Below are 15,945 nucleotides of genomic sequence, written 5' to 3'. Positions count from 1 at the left end.
TTTTATACAAACCTGTTAGCGTCCGCGCCATAATACGTAATGTAACGGCTGGAAATGCGCTCAATCGGCAGGATGATGAAAACATCCGTCGTGCCGAAAGCTTCATCGATCACTGCGCCATCACCAATCATGGCACCAAGGCGCAAATAACCCTTCACCAGTGGCGGCATTGAGAACAGTGCAACCTTGGTGTTGATCGCTTCCTTCGGCATCAAATCCATAGGCTGATAGCGATGTGGCAGCGCGCGCACATCCCAGTCAGGCGTTGCACGGCAGTTCTGATGCAGGAACGACAGTCCCAGCGCATGTGCGGCTGGCACGGCACCATGGAACGATGCACAGCCAAACATCACATCAATCGAATGACGACGGCAATAGGCCCATGCACCCTGCCACAGCAGCTCGACCGTGCGCTTGGAGCGATATTCAGCCTTCACACAGGAACGGCCAAGCTCAAGAAGTTTGAGGTTCGGGCGTGAAAGTGCGAGACGCTGCACATCATATTCGTCTGCTGAATAGAAACCGAGTGCCTTTTCGGCCTGATCACTACGCATCAAGCGATAGGTGCCGACGATCTGCTGATGTTCAGGCACGGGCAATGCGGTATCATAAACAAGAAGATGGTCGCAGATGGCGTCGAAACGGTCGGCGTCTCTCAATTCAACTTCTTCGATGGTTTCCTTGCGGGCGCCCATTTCTTCGAAGAAGACGCGAAAGCGCAATTCCTGCGCCGCTTCGATTGCGTCGCGGGAGTTTGCTAGTCTTACTTCCAGCGATCCGATGCGTCCCAGAATGATAGGGTCGCTTCCAGATGCGAAAAGCGATGGTTGTGCTTCTATGCCCGACATGATCGTATCATCAATGATTTGCTGGTCCATTCCAAGCAGTACTGACATGATGATTCGCTCCTGATCCTGTTGTTCACGCAATCCTGAACGGTGTGCTTGCTGGTATTTCAGCAAATGCTAACCGTTTCCGCTTTTTCCACGGCCTGGTTGCGTGGACATGACGTCCATTCTAACCGAAGCAGTACAGATTCAGTGCTACGCGACGATGACAGAACCGTGTCACCAATGTGTCAATTCAGGCTGTCGAACCTTATCCCCTTAAAATCGCTTTTAAATTCTCGGCTACAAATTATGCGAAAGGCCGAAACTGTTCAAGCCGCCTATCGGCGAGCAGGAAATAGGGACGGCTTCGACGCGCATCCCAATAACGATTGGCGATTTAGCGCGCCGCCTTCTTCTCGCGCCGCCAGCCAAGAAACTCTTCCAGAATGATTAGCGCCGCTCCGATGGTGATGAACGTGTCGGCGAGATTGAAGACCGCAAACGACCATGTCGGCAGGTGGAAAAGGATATAATCGACCACATAGCCATGCATCACGCGATCAATCAGATTGCCGATAGCACCACCCACGACAAGTGCAAAACCATAGCGGGCGAAGACGCGATTGGCTGGATTGGTCCACCAGAGGTAAAGCACAAAAAGAATGACGGCAGCGGTGATTGCGACCAGTCCCCAATCGTGCAGCCATGCCAGCATCGAGAAAGCGATGCCTTCATTATGCGTGCGGAAGAGTGCCAGGAAGGGCAACAGATCAATCTGCTGCCCGTAGCCCATGCGGGTTTCGACCAGATATTTAACGCCCTGATCGATCAGGACTGCGATAATGACAACGAGAAACGACGACAAAACCGCATGACGCTTCATCCGCTGGACCTTTCATCGAGAGTGAGTGCCTCGCGGCGGATTTCATAAAGCATGACACCGGTGGCAATCGCCAGATTAAGCGAATCTGCGCGGCCTGCCTGCGGGATGCGTGCGAGCTTGTCGCAGCTTTGAGCAAGCGTTTCCGGCAGACCTTGCTGCTCATTGCCCATCATCAGAATAACCGGCTTTTTGGCGTAAGGGATCGTGCGATAATCGACAGCGCCCTTGAGGTGCGTGCCAACGAGAAGACCCGAAAAGCCTTTGCGCCAGTTCAGAAACTCGGTTTCCGTTGTCTTATAGAGCGGCATCGAGAATACCGAGCCCATGGTGGCGCGCACAGTTTCCAGCGAATAAGGATCGGTAGTGTCGCCGATCAGGATGATGCCCTTGGCGCCAACTGCATCGGCGGTGCGGATAACAGTGCCGAGATTGCCGGGATCACGCACACGATCAAGCGCTATGTAAACATCGTTGCCTTTTGGCTTGAGGTTTGCAAGCTGCTGATACTGCTGCTCGAAAACGCCGACCACCATCTGCGGATTATCGCGGCGGGTGATCGCAGCCATGATCTTTTCGGTCACTTCCAGCACCAGTCCGCCCTTGGCGAAAGTGCGTGCTGCAACCTGCTCGACCATCTTGTTGCCTTTACCGGATTTGGCAAAGACCAGCGTCTTGATGCGCCAATCCTGTTCAAAGGCATCGATGACAAGCTTCAGGCCTTCTGCCAGAAACACGCCCTGCTGATCGCGGAACTTCTTCAGCGCCAGCGAGCGCAGATCTTTAACAATCGGATTGGTGAGGCTGGTGACTTCTTTCACCTGGCCCACGCGTGATCCGGTCTGATGATTGCCGCTTCTGGAGAAATCGTCGTTTCGGCTCATTTTGCTACCCAGCGGCTGAACATGGATGTGGAAAGTGCGCGTTGGCTCGCACGTTCGCGAAGAATAAGTTCGCCCGATTCGACTGTTCCGCCAAGACCGGTGAAACGGTCGCGCACCAGCTCGTGAATGGCGAAGAAGGAAGCGCGGATCGAATAGGCGGTCAGAATGACGGCCAGCGCGTTTGGCGTGAGAATGGAACGACAGGTATCGACCATTGCAGGCAGATGTTCGAACAACTGCCAGACTTCGCCGTTCGGACCACGACCATAGGCTGGCGGATCAAGCAGGATGATGTCGTAGAAGCTGCCGCGGCGTTCTTCGCGCTGCACAAACTTCATAGCATCTTCGCAAATCCAGCGGATCGGCTTGTCGGAAAGATCGGCCATCTCCTGATTTTCGCGTGCCCAGACGATCGCCTTTTTGGAAGCGTCAACATGGGTGACTTCGGCACCTGCGCGTGCTGCAACGAGCGATGCAACGCCGGTATAACCAAACAGATTGAGCACTTTCACCGTGCGGCCCGACTTGGCGGCATCGCGGATCAGATTGTCCATGTAGGACCAGTGCGCGGCCTGTTCCGGGAATACGCCAACATGGCGGAATGACGTGAAGCGGCCATGAAACGATATGCCGTCATGCCGCATAGGCCATGTTTCACCCAGAGTTTCACCAAGCGGCAGTTTCGGGAATGCCCAGCGTCCCATGCCTTCTTCATCGGTGTTGCCGGTAAAGACGGCATCGGCCTTGTCCCATTCGCTTTTCGGCAGGCTTGGGAGCCAGATCGCCTGACCTTCCGGGCGCACAATGCGATAAGGACCATACTGCTCAAGCTTGAGGCCATCACCGCTGTCGAGCAATGCATAATCGTTGGACGGTTCTGTTTCGAGGATGACGGGTGCGCGTTCACCCGGGCGCTCGCCCTGATAAGCTTTGATCTCGCGCTGAGGCGCTGCGATGTGCTTTTCTTCAGCAGGCTTTGGTGTGGCTTTTGCAAATTGCGGACGCGGCTTCTTGAAGAACGAAGCCTTGTTGTCCGGCTTGCTCTCATGTTTGGCAGCCGAGCGCGGTTCGTCGTGCTTTGCGCGACCAAAACCGCGCTGCTCTTTACCGCCTGTTGGCTTTTTGCCTTTTCCTTTTGGCGCCTTCACCCGAAACTCCGTGATTTATTTTGGGTTTAGGTAGGGCAAATGACGCCAGAACGAAAGTGAAAAAGAAAAACGGTCGCTATCAGACGTTGGAAACCGTGTTGGCCACATGGCGCTTTTCGGCAGATTCCGCACGTTCGAGAAGCTGTGAGGCTTCTTTTTTGTAGCGGCGCTCGCGACGGCGATGTTTGCCCTGCGTAAGCCAGGTGACGGCAGCGCCGATCAAAGCACCAAGGATAAGCGCACCAAACAGCCAGATAAACAGCGGAGCCTGATAGGTCAGTGCTGGATTTCCGGGGTTAAACGGATCAATTGTCAGGCCAATCGTTTCGCGATTGGCCACCGAAAGGGCGATCAGAATGACCGCCAACGGCACCAGAATAACAATCGTTATGACGCGCTTTGCCACCATGATGGATCAGATGGCGCCGTTGAGGCGGTCACGCAGTTCCTTGCCAGTCTTGAAGAATGGCACCCACTTTTCTTCAACATCCACCGTATCGCCGGTACGTGGATTGCGGCCGCTGCGGGCCGGGCGATTTTTTACCGAGAAAGCGCCAAAGCCGCGCAATTCGACGCGGTTGCCATCAGCAAGGGCATTGGTGATCTCTTCAAAAACGGCGCCGACGATGTTTTCGACATCGCGCTGGAAAAGATGCGGATTACGGCTGGCGATAACCTGAACGAGTTCCGATTTGATCACGGCTTTAAACCCCTGTGTTTCTCTTGTCCGGTGAAAGGACTCATTTATTTGCCGGAGTGACACCCGGCGTTCCGTCAACGTGCCAAACCGAAAGAAGTCCGTCAAGGAAGATACGGTCTTTGGCAATTTCCTTTAACATACCATTGGCTTCCTGTGGCACGCCTAGTAGGCGCGCACCGGCATGAATTATCAGATCACGCAGCGAAAAACCGGTGTCATTGCTGACTGCTTTCCATTCAAGCTTGGGCAAATCCTTGGATACGCCCTTGCTGATGAGCCACGCAACAGCCTCTTCCTCGCCGCCAAGTCCGTCAATCAGCTTCTTGTCCAGTGCCTGACGGCCGGTAAAGACCGCGCCATTGGCCAGAGCCAGCGCTTCCTCATGCGTGAAAGAGCGGCGTTCCTGAACAATTCCGACAAACCAGTCATAAGAATCCATGATCATATTGCGGATCATGTTTTTGGCTTCATCGCTTGCAGGGCTGAAATAATTCGGTTCTGCCTTGAGTGGCGAAGATTTGATCGTCTCGACCTTCACGCCAATTGTATCGAGAAGCTTGGAAAGGTCGGGATATTGGAACAGCACGCCGATTGACCCGACGATGGAGGTCTGGCGCGCAATAATGTGGTCGGACGCGCTGGCAATCATGTAGCCAGCCGATGCTGCAAGCGTACCAACCTGCGTTACAACAGGCTTCTTCTTGGCGATTTTGCGTACGGCTTCATAGATTGATTCGCCGCCAACGGTGGTGCCGCCCGGTGAATCGAGAATAAGGATCACGCCTTTGACCGCATCGTCATCGGCAATCTTGTTGAGGCGCTTGATAAGCTCTTCATTCTCAAAAATCGTGCCTTCGATGCGGACCTTTGCAACGTGAGGGGTCGCAAAATTCGGGCCGCGCATGGAGTAGGACGCAATGGCTGCAATGAGTACTGCCAGCAGAAGCAGAAAGGCGATACGCCATACGGTCAGCTTTCTACGCAGCTTGCGTCTTTCGATCAGTGCCTCGGCGTCCTGAGCCATACTCATCCATCCATAATTCAAGCGAAGTGCTGTCGATGTTTTTACTATCTATGTCCCGCAATAGGCAAAGCGACAAGGTCTATCAATAAATTAGTCGCAAGGAGTTTGCTCGCCGGAGAGCGCTGCTGTAATATAAGCTTATTATATGTTAACAATGAAGTGATCGGCTTTTTACCATTGTTAAGAGGCCTGTAAACGCCAGTTTTTCTGCAGTTCCGCAATGTTCGTGTCATTTTTGCATGGCAGGTGCGGTGTTTTGTGCCGTGTATTAGTCTTGAGTGACAGGCTAATGCACCCCAAATAAACCGTATTGATCTAAGATAGCGTCGGGTGAAAAATTCATTCTCGATGTTTCTGTAAACAGTTGAGCAATAAAGCGGCACTAAAAGCTACGTTAACAGATTGAGTAATCGAAAAAGACCATGAGCGCCGACACACCACATATTCATGTTTCGCAGGGAGCTGCCACAACAGCACCGAGTGGCGGTGGCATGCATTTTGGAGCGTCTGAAAAGGCAGCTTCGCTGTTTAAGGCTGCCCAGCGTCATTCGATCCGCGTACGCGTGCTCAAAACCGCTCTGCCGGTTGCGGCCATTGCCCTTGCAGCTGTTTTCTCCTGGTACACATTTCTCGCAACGCCCGCTGCACCTGTGAAGGTGGAAGTGAACAATGGCGGGGAGAGCGGCAAGCTCGTCATGAGCAATCCACAGCTCAACGGTTATACCAAGGATAATCGTCCTTATTCCATGATTGCGGCCAAGGCCATTCAGGATGCCAAGAATAGCGGCGCAATCGCGCTGGAAGGCATTTCTGCGGAGTTGCCGGTGGGCGATAATGGCAACGCAAAAGTCGAAGCTGCTTCTGGCGTTTACGATAATGCGAACGGTCGTTTGCAACTTGATAAGGATTTTACTGTTACGACAAATGAAGGCCTGCATGCTGTCATGCGATCCGCTGATGTTAATCTCAAAAGCGGTCAGGTGACGACAGACAAGCCGGTTGAAATTCGTAATGGTAGTACGCAGATCAGTGCCGACACCATGCAGATCAAAGAGAGCGGCAAAGTCGTGATCTTTGAAAACAAGGTGCGTGTTGTCATTGACGGCGGTGCAGTTTCGGGCAACAACACGCCTTAAAGTATGTCGCGGAAAAGTGGGAACCGGTTTTCCGACAACGACATACTGGAGGCAAAGACCGATGGCATGTCGCGGAAAAGTGGGAACTGGTTTTCCGTCAGGGCGTGTTGAAGGCAAAAATTTAGAGAGTCTGCGCTTAGCAGATATCGTTTAACGCAGGTTTCTGCGGGTTCTGGTTTCTTTTCTGCGCAGTCAGATATTTCTATCTGGCTGCGTTAAGTTTAAGATCAGGGCTGATTAATTATAGCTTGAGGTGCTGGCCTGAAAGGTTGATACGCTTTTAGGACAGGTTTATGCGTCGAGCAGGGATTTGATACGCTCGGCCTGATTCCAGGGAATGGGATTTGTAGGGGAGCTCGAGAATGATGGAACGCGAGACCGGCAACATGAACAAGAGCATGAAGACCCGCACATTGCGGATGGGATTTGCAGCTTTGGCGCTGGGCCTCGTTGTTGCGCCGGTTTCTGCTCTGGCTCAGGAAGGCCAGCAGGTGCCGTTTGGCAGCCTCCAGCTTTCCGGCGGCAAGAGCCCGATCAAGATCGATGCTGACAAGCTCGAAATGCTCGACAAGGAAGGCAAAGCCATTTTTACCGGCAATGTTTCGGTGGTTCAGGGCGATGCACTTCTGAAGTCCGGCAAAATGATCGTCTTCTATAACAAAGACTCGCAGGGCCAAGGTGGTCAGCCAGCTGGCGGCACCGCTGGTCTGAGCGGCTCGGGCATTGATCGTCTTGAAATCAGCGGCAAGGTTTACCTCAAGTCGGGCACGCAGGTCGCCACTGGCGACACTGGCACTTATGACGGCAAGAGCCAGGTCATGGTGCTTCAGGGCCAGAAAGTCGTGCTGACCGATGGCGACAATGTTGCGACCGGCTGCAAGCTGACGGCCAATATGGGTACGGGCAAGGCTTTCCTTGAAAGCTGCAAGGGCCAGAGCAAGGGTCGTGTATCGATCATCATGGCTCCTAAGGATCAACAGCAGGGCGGTGGCGCGCCCAAGTCCAACTAACCGGAGCGCGCGTGGGATTGTTCTGGAACAAGAAAGCCGACGAGCAGCAGGCCATTTCTGAAAATGCAGCCGCTACTGAGGGTGCGGATGGTGTGATGCCATCTCAGCCTGGCAAGACGACGCGTCTCAAAGGGACGCTGGTCGCTCGTGGACTTTGCAAGAGCTATCGCGGGCGACAGGTCGTCAACGGTGTGTCTTTTGGCGTACGCGCAGGTGAAGCAGTTGGCATTCTCGGCCCTAACGGTGCCGGTAAGACCACATGCTTCTATATGGTGACAGGTCTTGTGCCGGCTGATGCTGGTGCCATTGAAATCGACGGTTACGATGTGACGTCGATGCCGATGTATCGCCGTTCGCGTCTTGGGATTGGCTATCTGCCGCAGGAAGCCTCGATTTTCCGCGGCCTGTCGGTCGAAAACAATATCAAGGCCGTGCTGGAAGTGGTCGAGAAGGACCGCAAGAAGCGCGCGACGGAGCTCGACGCTCTGCTCGAAGAGTTTCATATTTCGCATCTGCGCAAGGCGCCTGCCATTTCCCTGTCGGGTGGTGAACGTCGTCGTCTGGAAATTGCGCGCGCCCTTGCTTCACGTCCGAATTTCATGCTGCTCGACGAACCTTTCGCTGGTGTTGACCCGATTGCGGTGTCGGACATCCAGCAGCTCGTGCGTCACCTGACCAGCCGTGGCATCGGCGTGCTCATCACGGACCACAATGTCCGTGAAACGCTTGGTCTTATTGATCGCGCCTATATTATCCATGCCGGTCAGGTGCTGACGCATGGCCGTCCTGCTGAAATCGTCGCCAACCCCGACGTGCGCAGGCTCTATCTCGGTGATCAGTTCACGCTGTAAATTACAGTTCCGGTATTGTTTGCCGGAACATATTCTCATTTTCGAGTGAAGCTCGCTGCGCTGCTTTTGCAAAGCGCGGCATTCTTGCGACTATTTTCCCCTTTTGTCCGAAAAACGCACATTCTGAATTGACAAGCAAGGTTCATACCAGTTTTGATAATTGGAACGCCTTGGTCGAAAACAATTCATATAAAGGCGACTTTGCTAGCGGCTACAGCATAATTCCTCAAACTTGAATCAGTTTGAGGTAAATTGTGCTGTAAATATAAAGTGCTAGAACGAGCTTTGCGCGCCCAAAAGGGCGAGCGGCGCTCTAACAGGCTGGCACGGGCAAAAACGGGGAAATAAAACAACGAATGGCACTCTCGCCGAAGCTAGATTTTCGTCAATCGCAATCGCTGGTGATGACTCCGCAGTTGATGCAGTCCATCAAGTTGTTGCAGATGACGCATATCGAGCTGGAGCAGTTCATCGATCTGGAGATCGAGAAAAATCCGCTGCTGGACAGAATTGAGGCAGCGAATGATGATTTTGCAGACGCCGAACCTCCTCGTGACAGCGATGATGGAACTTCAGCGGAAGCCTCATCCGATGAAGACTGGTTCAAGACCGATACGGTTGATGACGCGCAAAATCTCTCGTCGACCTTTGACAGTTCGCTCGAAAACATCTTCCCCGATGACCCCGGTCGCAGTGACGATGCGAGCAGTACACTCGACCCGCAATGGAAAACGACCGGTGGCGAAAGCTTCGGCGCTGGCGGCAGCTACGACATTGATCAGGTCACAGCGAGCCGCCCTTCGTTAAGCACCCATGTAGCCGAACAGATCACCTTGTCTTTCGCCACTGCTGCTGATCGTTTCATCGCAACCGCACTTGCCGATGCTTTGGATGAAAGCGGCTATCTGCGTGCCGACACTTCACTGCTCGCGCAAAATCTCGGCGTTGAAACGGCCCATGTCGAGCGCGTGCTTCACGAGATGCAAAGCTTTGATCCTGCGGGGATTTTCGCGCGTGATCTGCGTGAATGCCTGGCGATCCAGCTGCGCCTCAAGGACCGGTTTGATCCGGCCATGGAGGCGCTCATCAATAATCTTGAACTGCTTGCGCGGCGAGATTTTGCAACGTTGAAAAAACTCTGCGGCGTCGATCAGGCTGATCTCCTGGATATGCTTGGCGAGATCCGGGCGCTTGATCCCAAGCCCGGCACACAGTTTGAAGTGTCGGTCGCAGATGTCATCGTTCCTGATGTACTGGTATCACGATCAAGCGACGATGGCTGGGCGATTGAACTCAACCCCGAAGCAATGCCGCGTCTGATCGTCAACAATGAATATTATGCGGAAGTCAGCACCTCGGTAAAAGCTGAGGAGAAGACCTTCCTGTCCGATTGCATGCAGTCGGCCAGCTGGTTGGTACGCAGCCTCGATCAGCGCGCTCGCACGATCCTGAAAGTGACACAGGAAATAATTCGCCAGCAGGACGGCTTTCTGCGCCACGGCGTGACCCATCTCAAGCCCTTGAACCTGCGTATCGTCGCAGATGCTGTGGGGATGCATGAATCCACCATCAGCCGTGTCACCGCAAACAAATTCATGGCGACACCGCGTGGCGTGTTTGAATTGCGTTATTTCTTTACCGCTTCCATCGCTTCGTCGGAAGGTGGTGACGCGCATTCATCTGAAAGTGTGCGCCATCGCATCCGTCAGATGATTGATGCGGAGAAGCCCGATGACGTGTTGTCTGATGATGCCATCGTTGATGCCTTGAAAAAGGACGGTGTGGATATCGCGCGAAGAACAGTCGCGAAATATCGTGAATCGATGAATATTGCTTCATCGGTTCAGCGCAGACGCGAAAAGAAAGCTAGATCGTCTGCAGGTTGAAAAAGACTATCCGTAAGATTGCCGCCACGCATTACAAGAATGCCAATCTGAATTAACGTGATGAAACTGTTCTGAATTTTAGTGAATTCTAATTCGCGAAGACAGGATAATTCATTTTCGACTGGAGGGGGATGAGCAACGCGCGAGGATCTGGCTGGTAAAAGCTGCGATTGACAATTTACGTTTCAGTCAATAGAAGCCCCGCTCGCATTGCGATATGCACCCGTAAAGACCGTTAACCGGTGTCCGATTGTTTAAACGAAAGGCAAGGTAATATTTCGGGAAACGCTTCGGCGTTTTCAGCGTTACATAAGAGAACGATGTGCAGCGATCCTTCCGGCATGTGGTTGAAAACATATGACGGAAAATTATTCGACTGGCCGCGTGGATGGCAATGATCGGGAATGGGGCTTTGGCGCTTTTTCAGACTGCAGGAAACGGGGCTAAAATAAGCACAGGACGAAAAGCAGATTTGATGCTGGTTCGCTTTGCGCTTCGCTCGCCTTATGGTTAGACTACGTCCTGTTGTGTAACGCAAATGAGGTGTACCAAATGACTCTGCGTGTATCTGGAAAGCATATGGACGTCGGTGAAGCTTTCACGACCCGGATTATTGATCGGGTTAACGAAGCGGTCGGCAAATATTTTGATCATGGCTTTTCCGGGCAGGTAACGGTCACCAAGTCCGGGTCGCGATTCAGCGCGGATTGTACCTTGCATCTTGATAGCGGTGCCACTTTGCAGAGCACCGGAGATGCGCAGGATCCGCAACTGGCTTTCGATGCGGCTGCAGACAAGATTGAAACACGCTTGCGTCGTTACAAGCGCCGTTTGAAATCGCGTCCTGCGACCGCACCAAATGCGATCTATGATGATGTGGCATATCGTGTTATGGCACCGCTGCCGGAAGAAGAGGAGGACCTTCCGGTTGATTACGCACCGACTATCGTTGCGGAATCGTCTGTTGCCCTTCGCACCCTCTCGGTAGCGTCGGCGGTTGTGGAACTTGACCTGATCGAAAACCCGGTCCTGGTATTCCGCAATGCAGGCAATGATGAAGTGAATATCGTGTACCGTCGTGCGGACGGCAATATCGGCTGGGTGGACCCATCGACGGTTACCCGCCAGGCCGCTCCCCGCGCTTGACGGCAAACCTGAAGCGCACGCAGTTTTCCGCTGTCGTGCGCTTCCCTAAACCGGGCCTTCGATGGCCTGATTGAAGAAGGAACGGAGAGAATGGATCTTAGTGATCTGATTCAGCCAGGGGCGATTATCCCTGCGCTGAAAGCCAGCTCCAAAAAGCAGCTTTTGCAGATTTTGTCTGAAAAGGCCGCGGAACTGACCGGTCTCCCTGAGCGTGAAGTTTTCGAAACAATTCTCCAGCGTGAGCGCCTCGGTTCGACCGGGGTTGGCAATGGCGTGGCCATTCCTCACGGCAAGCTGGCAAGCATTGACAAGATTGCAGGAATTTTTGCGCGCCTTGAAACGCCAGTGGATTTTGAAGCACTGGACGATCAGCCCGTCGATCTCGTCTTCTTGCTTCTTGCACCGGAAAATGCTGGCGCCGATCACCTGAAAGCATTGTCGCGTATTGCGCGCATGTTGCGCGATGCAGATACCGTTGCCAAGCTGCGCGGCACCCATGATGCCCAGGCACTTTATTCATTCCTGACAGCACAGCCTGCGACCAACGCTGCCTGATACTGTCCCGTTTAAGCAAGCAAGGCCGCCATTCTTTAGAGAACGGCGGCCTTTGTGTGTTCTGGTATCCAGCGAACTAGAAGTTTATCCCTCAAACTTTCGATTTTCACGCTCAAGCAAAGCGTTTAATCAAAGTCAGCAACCCTGACAGGTTGTCGATATTATTGTCTCAACTGATAAAGGCGCGTGGTACTGGTAAAGCTCTTTGTGGCAAAGTCTGCTGGTTTCCAGTGTTCTTAGATGTCTCAGAAGCTTATTCAATTTGAATGCTGGAACCTGCGTATGAAGTTTCGTATTGGTCACCCTTCTGATGCCCCTATCTTGGCAGCTATCTCAATAGAGGTTTGGTTAGGGACTTATATCAGGCGAGGGGTAAACACTTTTTTTGCTGATTATGTGTTGAACGAATTTACGTCTGACAAGTTTTCAAAGCTGTTCGATGACCCCAATGAACATATCGTCGTGTCAGAGAACGCAGATGGCATTGATGGTTTTATCCGGATGAGCAGTGGGAAAGCAGGCCCTGTTACCTGTTGTTCCGCTATGGAGATTTCCACGCTGTACGTTCAGCCACGTCACCACGGCAAAGGGATAGGAAAATTATTATTAGAGCAAGGACTGAAATACGCGCGAGATGCTGGTAGTCCATCGGTCTGGCTGACGACAAATTCTGAGAATAGCCCCGCGATAGCATTTTATATTAAGCATGGCTTTGAAAAAGTGGGAACAACGAACTTTCGCATTCAGGAGCAAACCTACCTGAACGATGTACTGAGGCGTATGACTGCTAGCTAAAAATGCATCAAAGGCAGGCAGAAATATTGCACCCTGGTGCTGTCGACCCATGTGAATGAGCCGACAACATGAGAGATGCAGTTACTAATGCAGCATCACGGTGCGCAATTCGTGTTCATGCGCGCCCTGCAACGCGGTGGCGCGTACATCGGAAAGAACGATGGGTTCGCCGGTGGCTCCAAACAGCGCCCAAAGTTCAAGACCTGGAGCGATTGGGGGAAGGGCAGGGAAGCTGCGGGTAAGATCGTCGGAACGAATCTTGCGCACGTAAGCCAATTCACCTTCACCCAGATGAGCGAATTCATGTTCAGTGAGAATGTGTCTGTCCATGGTCTTAGCCTCCAATTTCGCAGCACATCATTTGCGATCATACTGCTTAAGAGCTTAACAATTCCATTATAGCGATTTCAGCATGAACCCAGTCTGAACCGGGATCATTCCTTCACTGCTATATTTATACGTTTGATAAGGCGTTCTGGTTCAGGTCTGTCGAGATCAATGGCAAGCAGGCCATTTTTCAGATCACAACCGACGACCCGCATCCCATCTGCCAGAACAAAGACGCGCTGAAACTGACGGGCAGCAATGCCACGGTGCAGAAACTCGCGTTCGGTATCGTCGCTCTGGCGTCCACGGATCACGAGCTGATTGTCTTCAGTCATTACCTCAAGATCGTCACTGGCGAAACCTGCTACCGCAAGCGTAATGCGCAACCGTTCAGATCCCGTCTCGCCACGCAGACGTTCAATGTTATAGGGCGGGTAGCCGTCGCCGGATTTGGCAATCCGTTCCAGCGTCTTTTCCATTGTGTCGAAGCCCAGCAATAGAGGGCTCGAAAACGGAGTCATTCTTGTCATTGCATCAGTCCTTGGTAAGAAGCGACCGTTATGGAAAGCACCCTTTCGGCGTATCTTTCACTTAACTGATATGGCTTGTGAAAAGCCGGACTTCAAGGGCCGAAAGTGGATTCCCCTCAAAGCATCCTAAAACTGATGCCTTGGAAGCAAAAGCCGTCAACATATGTGGAAAACTGTGTGCCGATGTCAGCGTCGCGCTTCGCTTAACGCATTGCCGAAAGCGGTGGCGAAGCTCTCACGATCATCGGGATTGAGAAAACCACCGACGAGAACACTGTTCTGACGACTTTCAACATGCATCGTCGTGATGCCGATATCCGGTTTTCTGGCGACATTAAATCGTGTCCAGAACGGATGAAACAGATGGCTGGTCATTTTGCCGGAGGCTTCGTATTTTCGGATGGAGAGTTCTGACCGTGAAACGGATATTTCCTCGCGTGCCTTGGCCGCGTGGTAGTTCCAGCGAAAAGCCAGATAGATTGCCAGCACATCAAGGCCAAAAAAGCCGATGATCGGCCATGCGCCTATTGACCAGAACAATATGCAGACAAACAGCCAGCAGCAGATCATGGCGCCCATCAACACACGAAAACCCGTTCGCCCCAATGAGCGATAAGGCGTCAGCAGAGCTTCAAAAATTGGGGTATCAAATCTGTCTGGATTTGCGCCGTCTGGATGCTGCATGCACATTTGCTCCGGGCTGCGTCAAGCTGTGAACTGTTTTCCGCGGATGGAGCCAAGTATAGAGACAAAATGGAAAACGCCAAAATCAAATCGCCCGTGAATGACGCAGCGACAACTCAGGTTCGTCGCCCGCGTCGGGTTGCAGGCACGCTCTACACGGCTGATGAAATCCACGAGATTTTCCGCCGCTTTTCCATTTTGCGCCCCGAACCAAAGGGTGAACTCGAGCATGTGAATGCCTTCACGCTGCTCGTCGCCGTCGTCTTGTCGGCACAGGCAACAGACGTGGGAGTGAACAAGGCTACCCGTGCGCTTTTTGCGATTGCCGACACGCCGCAAAAAATGCTGGCGCTGGGCGAAGACACGGTTGGCAAGTATATCCGCACCATCGGTCTTTGGCGCAACAAGGCGAAAAACGTCATTCTATTGTCCGAAGCGCTTATCCGCGATTATGGTGGTGAAGTCCCGGATGATCGCGACGAGTTGGTGAAGTTGCCGGGCGTTGGCCGAAAGACCGCCAACGTCGTATTGAGCATGGCTTTTGGCCACTCAACCATGGCTGTGGACACGCATATCCTGCGCATCGGCAATCGGATTGGTCTTGCACCAGCCAAGACGCCGGATGCGATAGAAGCTATTCTGATGCGGGTTATTCCGACAGAATATCTGTTTCACGCGCATCACTGGCTCATCCTGCACGGGCGTTACACCTGTAAGGCGCGCAAGCCTGAATGCGAGCATTGCGTGATCGCTGATATCTGCAAATATCCCGGAAAGACCTGTGACGTACCCGCAGCGCTCATTCCGTTACCGCCGCAGTTTTAAAATTTCTCGCTGCGAAATTGCCTTGTGCAGATGAATCATCATCGTAGCCGCAAACAGTGGCGTTAGCAGATTGACGATTGGGATCGCGAGAAATCCCGCAATGACCAACCCCGCGAGGAAAACTGTCACCCCATATTGCGAGCGTAGTGCCTTGGCCTCGCTCTCGGACCGATAACGCATCGCTGCAAATTCAAAGAATTCCCGCCCCAGCAAATAGGCGTTGATCACAAAAAAGGCGATCAGATTGATGCCGGGTACGAAGAGCAGAAAAAGTGCTGCGATATTGCCGAGAACGACCACGCCCAGAAACTTAAGTGACACCACAACGGAACGGCCCAGCGGCAGGGGCGTGCCTGCGGGCTCACCGGGATAGTCCTCACGTTCAACGAAGTCCGCGACATCATCAAGGAAGATACCGGCTACAAGTGCGGTGACGGGTGCAATCATTAAAGCGAGCACGAGCGCCAGCCCCAGACCTGCAACAATGGCTGCAGCAATACCGAGCCAGCCAGCCCATTCGGGCATTCCGGGCAGCAATTGCGCCATCCACGGCCAGGCTAAAGTAAAAAATAATTGACGAATTCCGACCCAAAGCCCGATCAGCAACAAGAGCGTCAAACCCAGTGTTTTCCACAAAACCGAACGAAACTCCGGCGTTGGAAGGCGTTTAAGGGCTTTTATTGCCGCTTCAATGATCATTCAGGCCCACTTTCGGTGATCTTATGCGATCAAAA

General features: G+C 52.8%; 19 protein-coding genes. 8 read left to right on the top strand and 11 right to left on the bottom strand.

Features of this window, described 5'->3' with window-relative positions; genetic code table 11:
• Positions 1-2: 2 nt before the first annotated feature.
• The 7 genes from RT142_RS03790 to sppA all read right to left on the bottom strand — a co-directional run bounded on the left by RT142_RS03790 (position 3) and on the right by sppA (position 5,466).
• Positions 3-896, bottom strand: a complete 894-nt coding sequence (locus tag RT142_RS03790; protein ID WP_167377088.1) for a GNAT family N-acetyltransferase — start codon at positions 894-896, stop codon at positions 3-5.
• A 331-nt stretch (positions 897-1,227) separates the two neighbouring features.
• Positions 1,228-1,713: a signal peptidase II gene (gene lspA, locus RT142_RS03785; RefSeq protein ID WP_007873245.1), complete on the bottom strand. Its 486-nt coding sequence runs from the start codon at positions 1,711-1,713 to the stop codon at positions 1,228-1,230.
• Positions 1,710-2,594: an RNA methyltransferase gene (locus RT142_RS03780; protein WP_313027458.1), complete on the bottom strand. Its 885-nt coding sequence runs from the start codon at positions 2,592-2,594 to the stop codon at positions 1,710-1,712. The genes lspA and RT142_RS03780 overlap by 4 nt, the downstream gene beginning before the upstream one ends.
• Positions 2,591-3,742 (bottom strand): class I SAM-dependent methyltransferase, encoded by a 1,152-nt coding sequence (locus RT142_RS03775; RefSeq protein ID WP_079211413.1) that lies wholly within the window; start codon positions 3,740-3,742, stop codon positions 2,591-2,593. Before RT142_RS03775 ends, RT142_RS03780 begins: the two co-directional genes overlap by 4 nt.
• 79 nt (positions 3,743-3,821) lie before the next feature.
• Complete coding sequence (locus RT142_RS03770) at positions 3,822-4,151, bottom strand: lipopolysaccharide assembly protein LapA domain-containing protein (RefSeq protein ID WP_007873251.1); 330 nt, start codon at positions 4,149-4,151, stop codon at positions 3,822-3,824.
• Between the two features lie 6 nt (positions 4,152-4,157).
• Positions 4,158-4,442, bottom strand: a complete 285-nt coding sequence (locus RT142_RS03765; RefSeq protein WP_007873253.1) for an integration host factor subunit beta — start codon at positions 4,440-4,442, stop codon at positions 4,158-4,160.
• Between the two features lie 40 nt (positions 4,443-4,482).
• On the bottom strand, positions 4,483-5,466 hold the full coding sequence (sppA, locus tag RT142_RS03760; protein ID WP_313027451.1) for a signal peptide peptidase SppA: 984 nt from the start codon (positions 5,464-5,466) through the stop codon (positions 4,483-4,485).
• A 422-nt stretch (positions 5,467-5,888) separates the two neighbouring features.
• Between sppA and lptC the strand changes: the two genes are divergently transcribed.
• From lptC to RT142_RS03725, 7 genes are all read left to right on the top strand, one after another.
• On the top strand, positions 5,889-6,602 hold the full coding sequence (lptC, locus tag RT142_RS03755; protein ID WP_039859444.1) for an LPS export ABC transporter periplasmic protein LptC: 714 nt from the start codon (positions 5,889-5,891) through the stop codon (positions 6,600-6,602).
• 365 nt (positions 6,603-6,967) lie between these two features.
• Positions 6,968-7,612: an LptA/OstA family protein gene (locus RT142_RS03750; protein ID WP_039859483.1), complete on the top strand. Its 645-nt coding sequence runs from the start codon at positions 6,968-6,970 to the stop codon at positions 7,610-7,612.
• Positions 7,613-7,623: 11 nt separating this feature from the next.
• Entirely contained in the window at positions 7,624-8,463 is an 840-nt protein-coding gene (gene lptB, locus RT142_RS03745) for an LPS export ABC transporter ATP-binding protein (protein WP_007873267.1), read from the top strand.
• A gap of 356 nt (positions 8,464-8,819) precedes the next feature.
• Positions 8,820-10,349 (top strand): RNA polymerase factor sigma-54, encoded by a 1,530-nt coding sequence (rpoN, locus tag RT142_RS03740; protein WP_007873277.1) that lies wholly within the window; start codon positions 8,820-8,822, stop codon positions 10,347-10,349.
• Between the two features lie 552 nt (positions 10,350-10,901).
• Complete coding sequence (hpf, locus tag RT142_RS03735) at positions 10,902-11,495, top strand: ribosome hibernation-promoting factor, HPF/YfiA family (protein WP_007873278.1); 594 nt, start codon at positions 10,902-10,904, stop codon at positions 11,493-11,495.
• Between the two features lie 90 nt (positions 11,496-11,585).
• Entirely contained in the window at positions 11,586-12,050 is a 465-nt protein-coding gene (gene ptsN / locus RT142_RS03730) for a PTS IIA-like nitrogen regulatory protein PtsN (RefSeq protein ID WP_007873280.1), read from the top strand.
• A 282-nt stretch (positions 12,051-12,332) separates the two neighbouring features.
• A complete protein-coding gene (locus tag RT142_RS03725) occupies positions 12,333-12,845 on the top strand; it encodes a GNAT family N-acetyltransferase (protein ID WP_313027440.1) in 513 nt (170 codons plus the stop codon).
• Between the two features lie 84 nt (positions 12,846-12,929).
• On the opposite strand, the gene RT142_RS03720 is transcribed toward RT142_RS03725, so the two are convergent.
• The 3 genes from RT142_RS03720 to RT142_RS03710 all read right to left on the bottom strand — a co-directional run bounded on the left by RT142_RS03720 (position 12,930) and on the right by RT142_RS03710 (position 14,386).
• On the bottom strand, positions 12,930-13,175 hold the full coding sequence (locus tag RT142_RS03720; protein WP_007873282.1) for a DUF1150 family protein: 246 nt from the start codon (positions 13,173-13,175) through the stop codon (positions 12,930-12,932).
• Positions 13,176-13,279: 104 nt separating this feature from the next.
• On the bottom strand, positions 13,280-13,702 hold the full coding sequence (locus tag RT142_RS03715) for an Hsp20 family protein (protein ID WP_007873293.1): 423 nt from the start codon (positions 13,700-13,702) through the stop codon (positions 13,280-13,282).
• Positions 13,703-13,888: 186 nt separating this feature from the next.
• A complete protein-coding gene (locus RT142_RS03710) occupies positions 13,889-14,386 on the bottom strand; it encodes a DUF2244 domain-containing protein (protein WP_064320071.1) in 498 nt (165 codons plus the stop codon).
• 69 nt (positions 14,387-14,455) lie between these two features.
• Here RT142_RS03710 and nth point away from each other — a divergent pair, with 69 nt between their 5' ends.
• Entirely contained in the window at positions 14,456-15,211 is a 756-nt protein-coding gene (gene nth / locus RT142_RS03705; RefSeq protein ID WP_313027435.1) for an endonuclease III, read from the top strand.
• Here nth and RT142_RS03700 read toward each other — a convergent pair.
• A complete protein-coding gene (locus RT142_RS03700) occupies positions 15,194-15,910 on the bottom strand; it encodes a sulfate transporter family protein (RefSeq protein WP_313027432.1) in 717 nt (238 codons plus the stop codon). The genes nth and RT142_RS03700 overlap by 18 nt on opposite strands.
• Between the last annotated feature and the right edge of the window lie 35 nt (positions 15,911-15,945).

Origin of the sequence: Brucella sp. (assembly GCF_032066345.1) — a bacterium.
Taxonomy (GTDB): Bacteria; Pseudomonadota; Alphaproteobacteria; order Rhizobiales; family Rhizobiaceae; genus Brucella; species Brucella pseudogrignonensis.
Note: the sequence above shows the minus strand (reverse complement) of the source record. Positions and strands in the feature narration are given on the sequence as shown.

Excerpts from the sequence above, each read along its gene's own strand:
- nth (WP_313027435.1), top strand. The coding sequence starts at position 14,456 with ATGGAAAACGCCAAAATCAAATCGCCCGTGAATGACGCAGCGACAACT.
- hpf (WP_007873278.1), top strand. The coding sequence starts at position 10,902 with ATGACTCTGCGTGTATCTGGAAAGCATATGGACGTCGGTGAAGCTTTC.
- lspA (WP_007873245.1), bottom strand. The coding sequence starts at position 1,713 with ATGAAGCGTCATGCGGTTTTGTCGTCGTTTCTCGTTGTCATTATCGCA.
- RT142_RS03700 (WP_313027432.1), bottom strand. The coding sequence starts at position 15,910 with ATGATCATTGAAGCGGCAATAAAAGCCCTTAAACGCCTTCCAACGCCG.
- rpoN (WP_007873277.1), top strand. The coding sequence starts at position 8,820 with ATGGCACTCTCGCCGAAGCTAGATTTTCGTCAATCGCAATCGCTGGTG.
- RT142_RS03710 (WP_064320071.1), bottom strand. The coding sequence starts at position 14,386 with ATGCAGCATCCAGACGGCGCAAATCCAGACAGATTTGATACCCCAATT.
- RT142_RS03770 (WP_007873251.1), bottom strand. The coding sequence starts at position 4,151 with ATGGTGGCAAAGCGCGTCATAACGATTGTTATTCTGGTGCCGTTGGCG.
- sppA (WP_313027451.1), bottom strand. The coding sequence starts at position 5,466 with ATGGCTCAGGACGCCGAGGCACTGATCGAAAGACGCAAGCTGCGTAGA.
- RT142_RS03725 (WP_313027440.1), top strand. The coding sequence starts at position 12,333 with ATGAAGTTTCGTATTGGTCACCCTTCTGATGCCCCTATCTTGGCAGCT.
- RT142_RS03750 (WP_039859483.1), top strand. The coding sequence starts at position 6,968 with ATGGAACGCGAGACCGGCAACATGAACAAGAGCATGAAGACCCGCACA.
- RT142_RS03790 (WP_167377088.1), bottom strand. The coding sequence starts at position 896 with ATGTCAGTACTGCTTGGAATGGACCAGCAAATCATTGATGATACGATC.
- ptsN (WP_007873280.1), top strand. The coding sequence starts at position 11,586 with ATGGATCTTAGTGATCTGATTCAGCCAGGGGCGATTATCCCTGCGCTG.
- RT142_RS03720 (WP_007873282.1), bottom strand. The coding sequence starts at position 13,175 with ATGGACAGACACATTCTCACTGAACATGAATTCGCTCATCTGGGTGAA.
- RT142_RS03715 (WP_007873293.1), bottom strand. The coding sequence starts at position 13,702 with ATGACAAGAATGACTCCGTTTTCGAGCCCTCTATTGCTGGGCTTCGAC.
- lptC (WP_039859444.1), top strand. The coding sequence starts at position 5,889 with ATGAGCGCCGACACACCACATATTCATGTTTCGCAGGGAGCTGCCACA.
- RT142_RS03780 (WP_313027458.1), bottom strand. The coding sequence starts at position 2,594 with ATGAGCCGAAACGACGATTTCTCCAGAAGCGGCAATCATCAGACCGGA.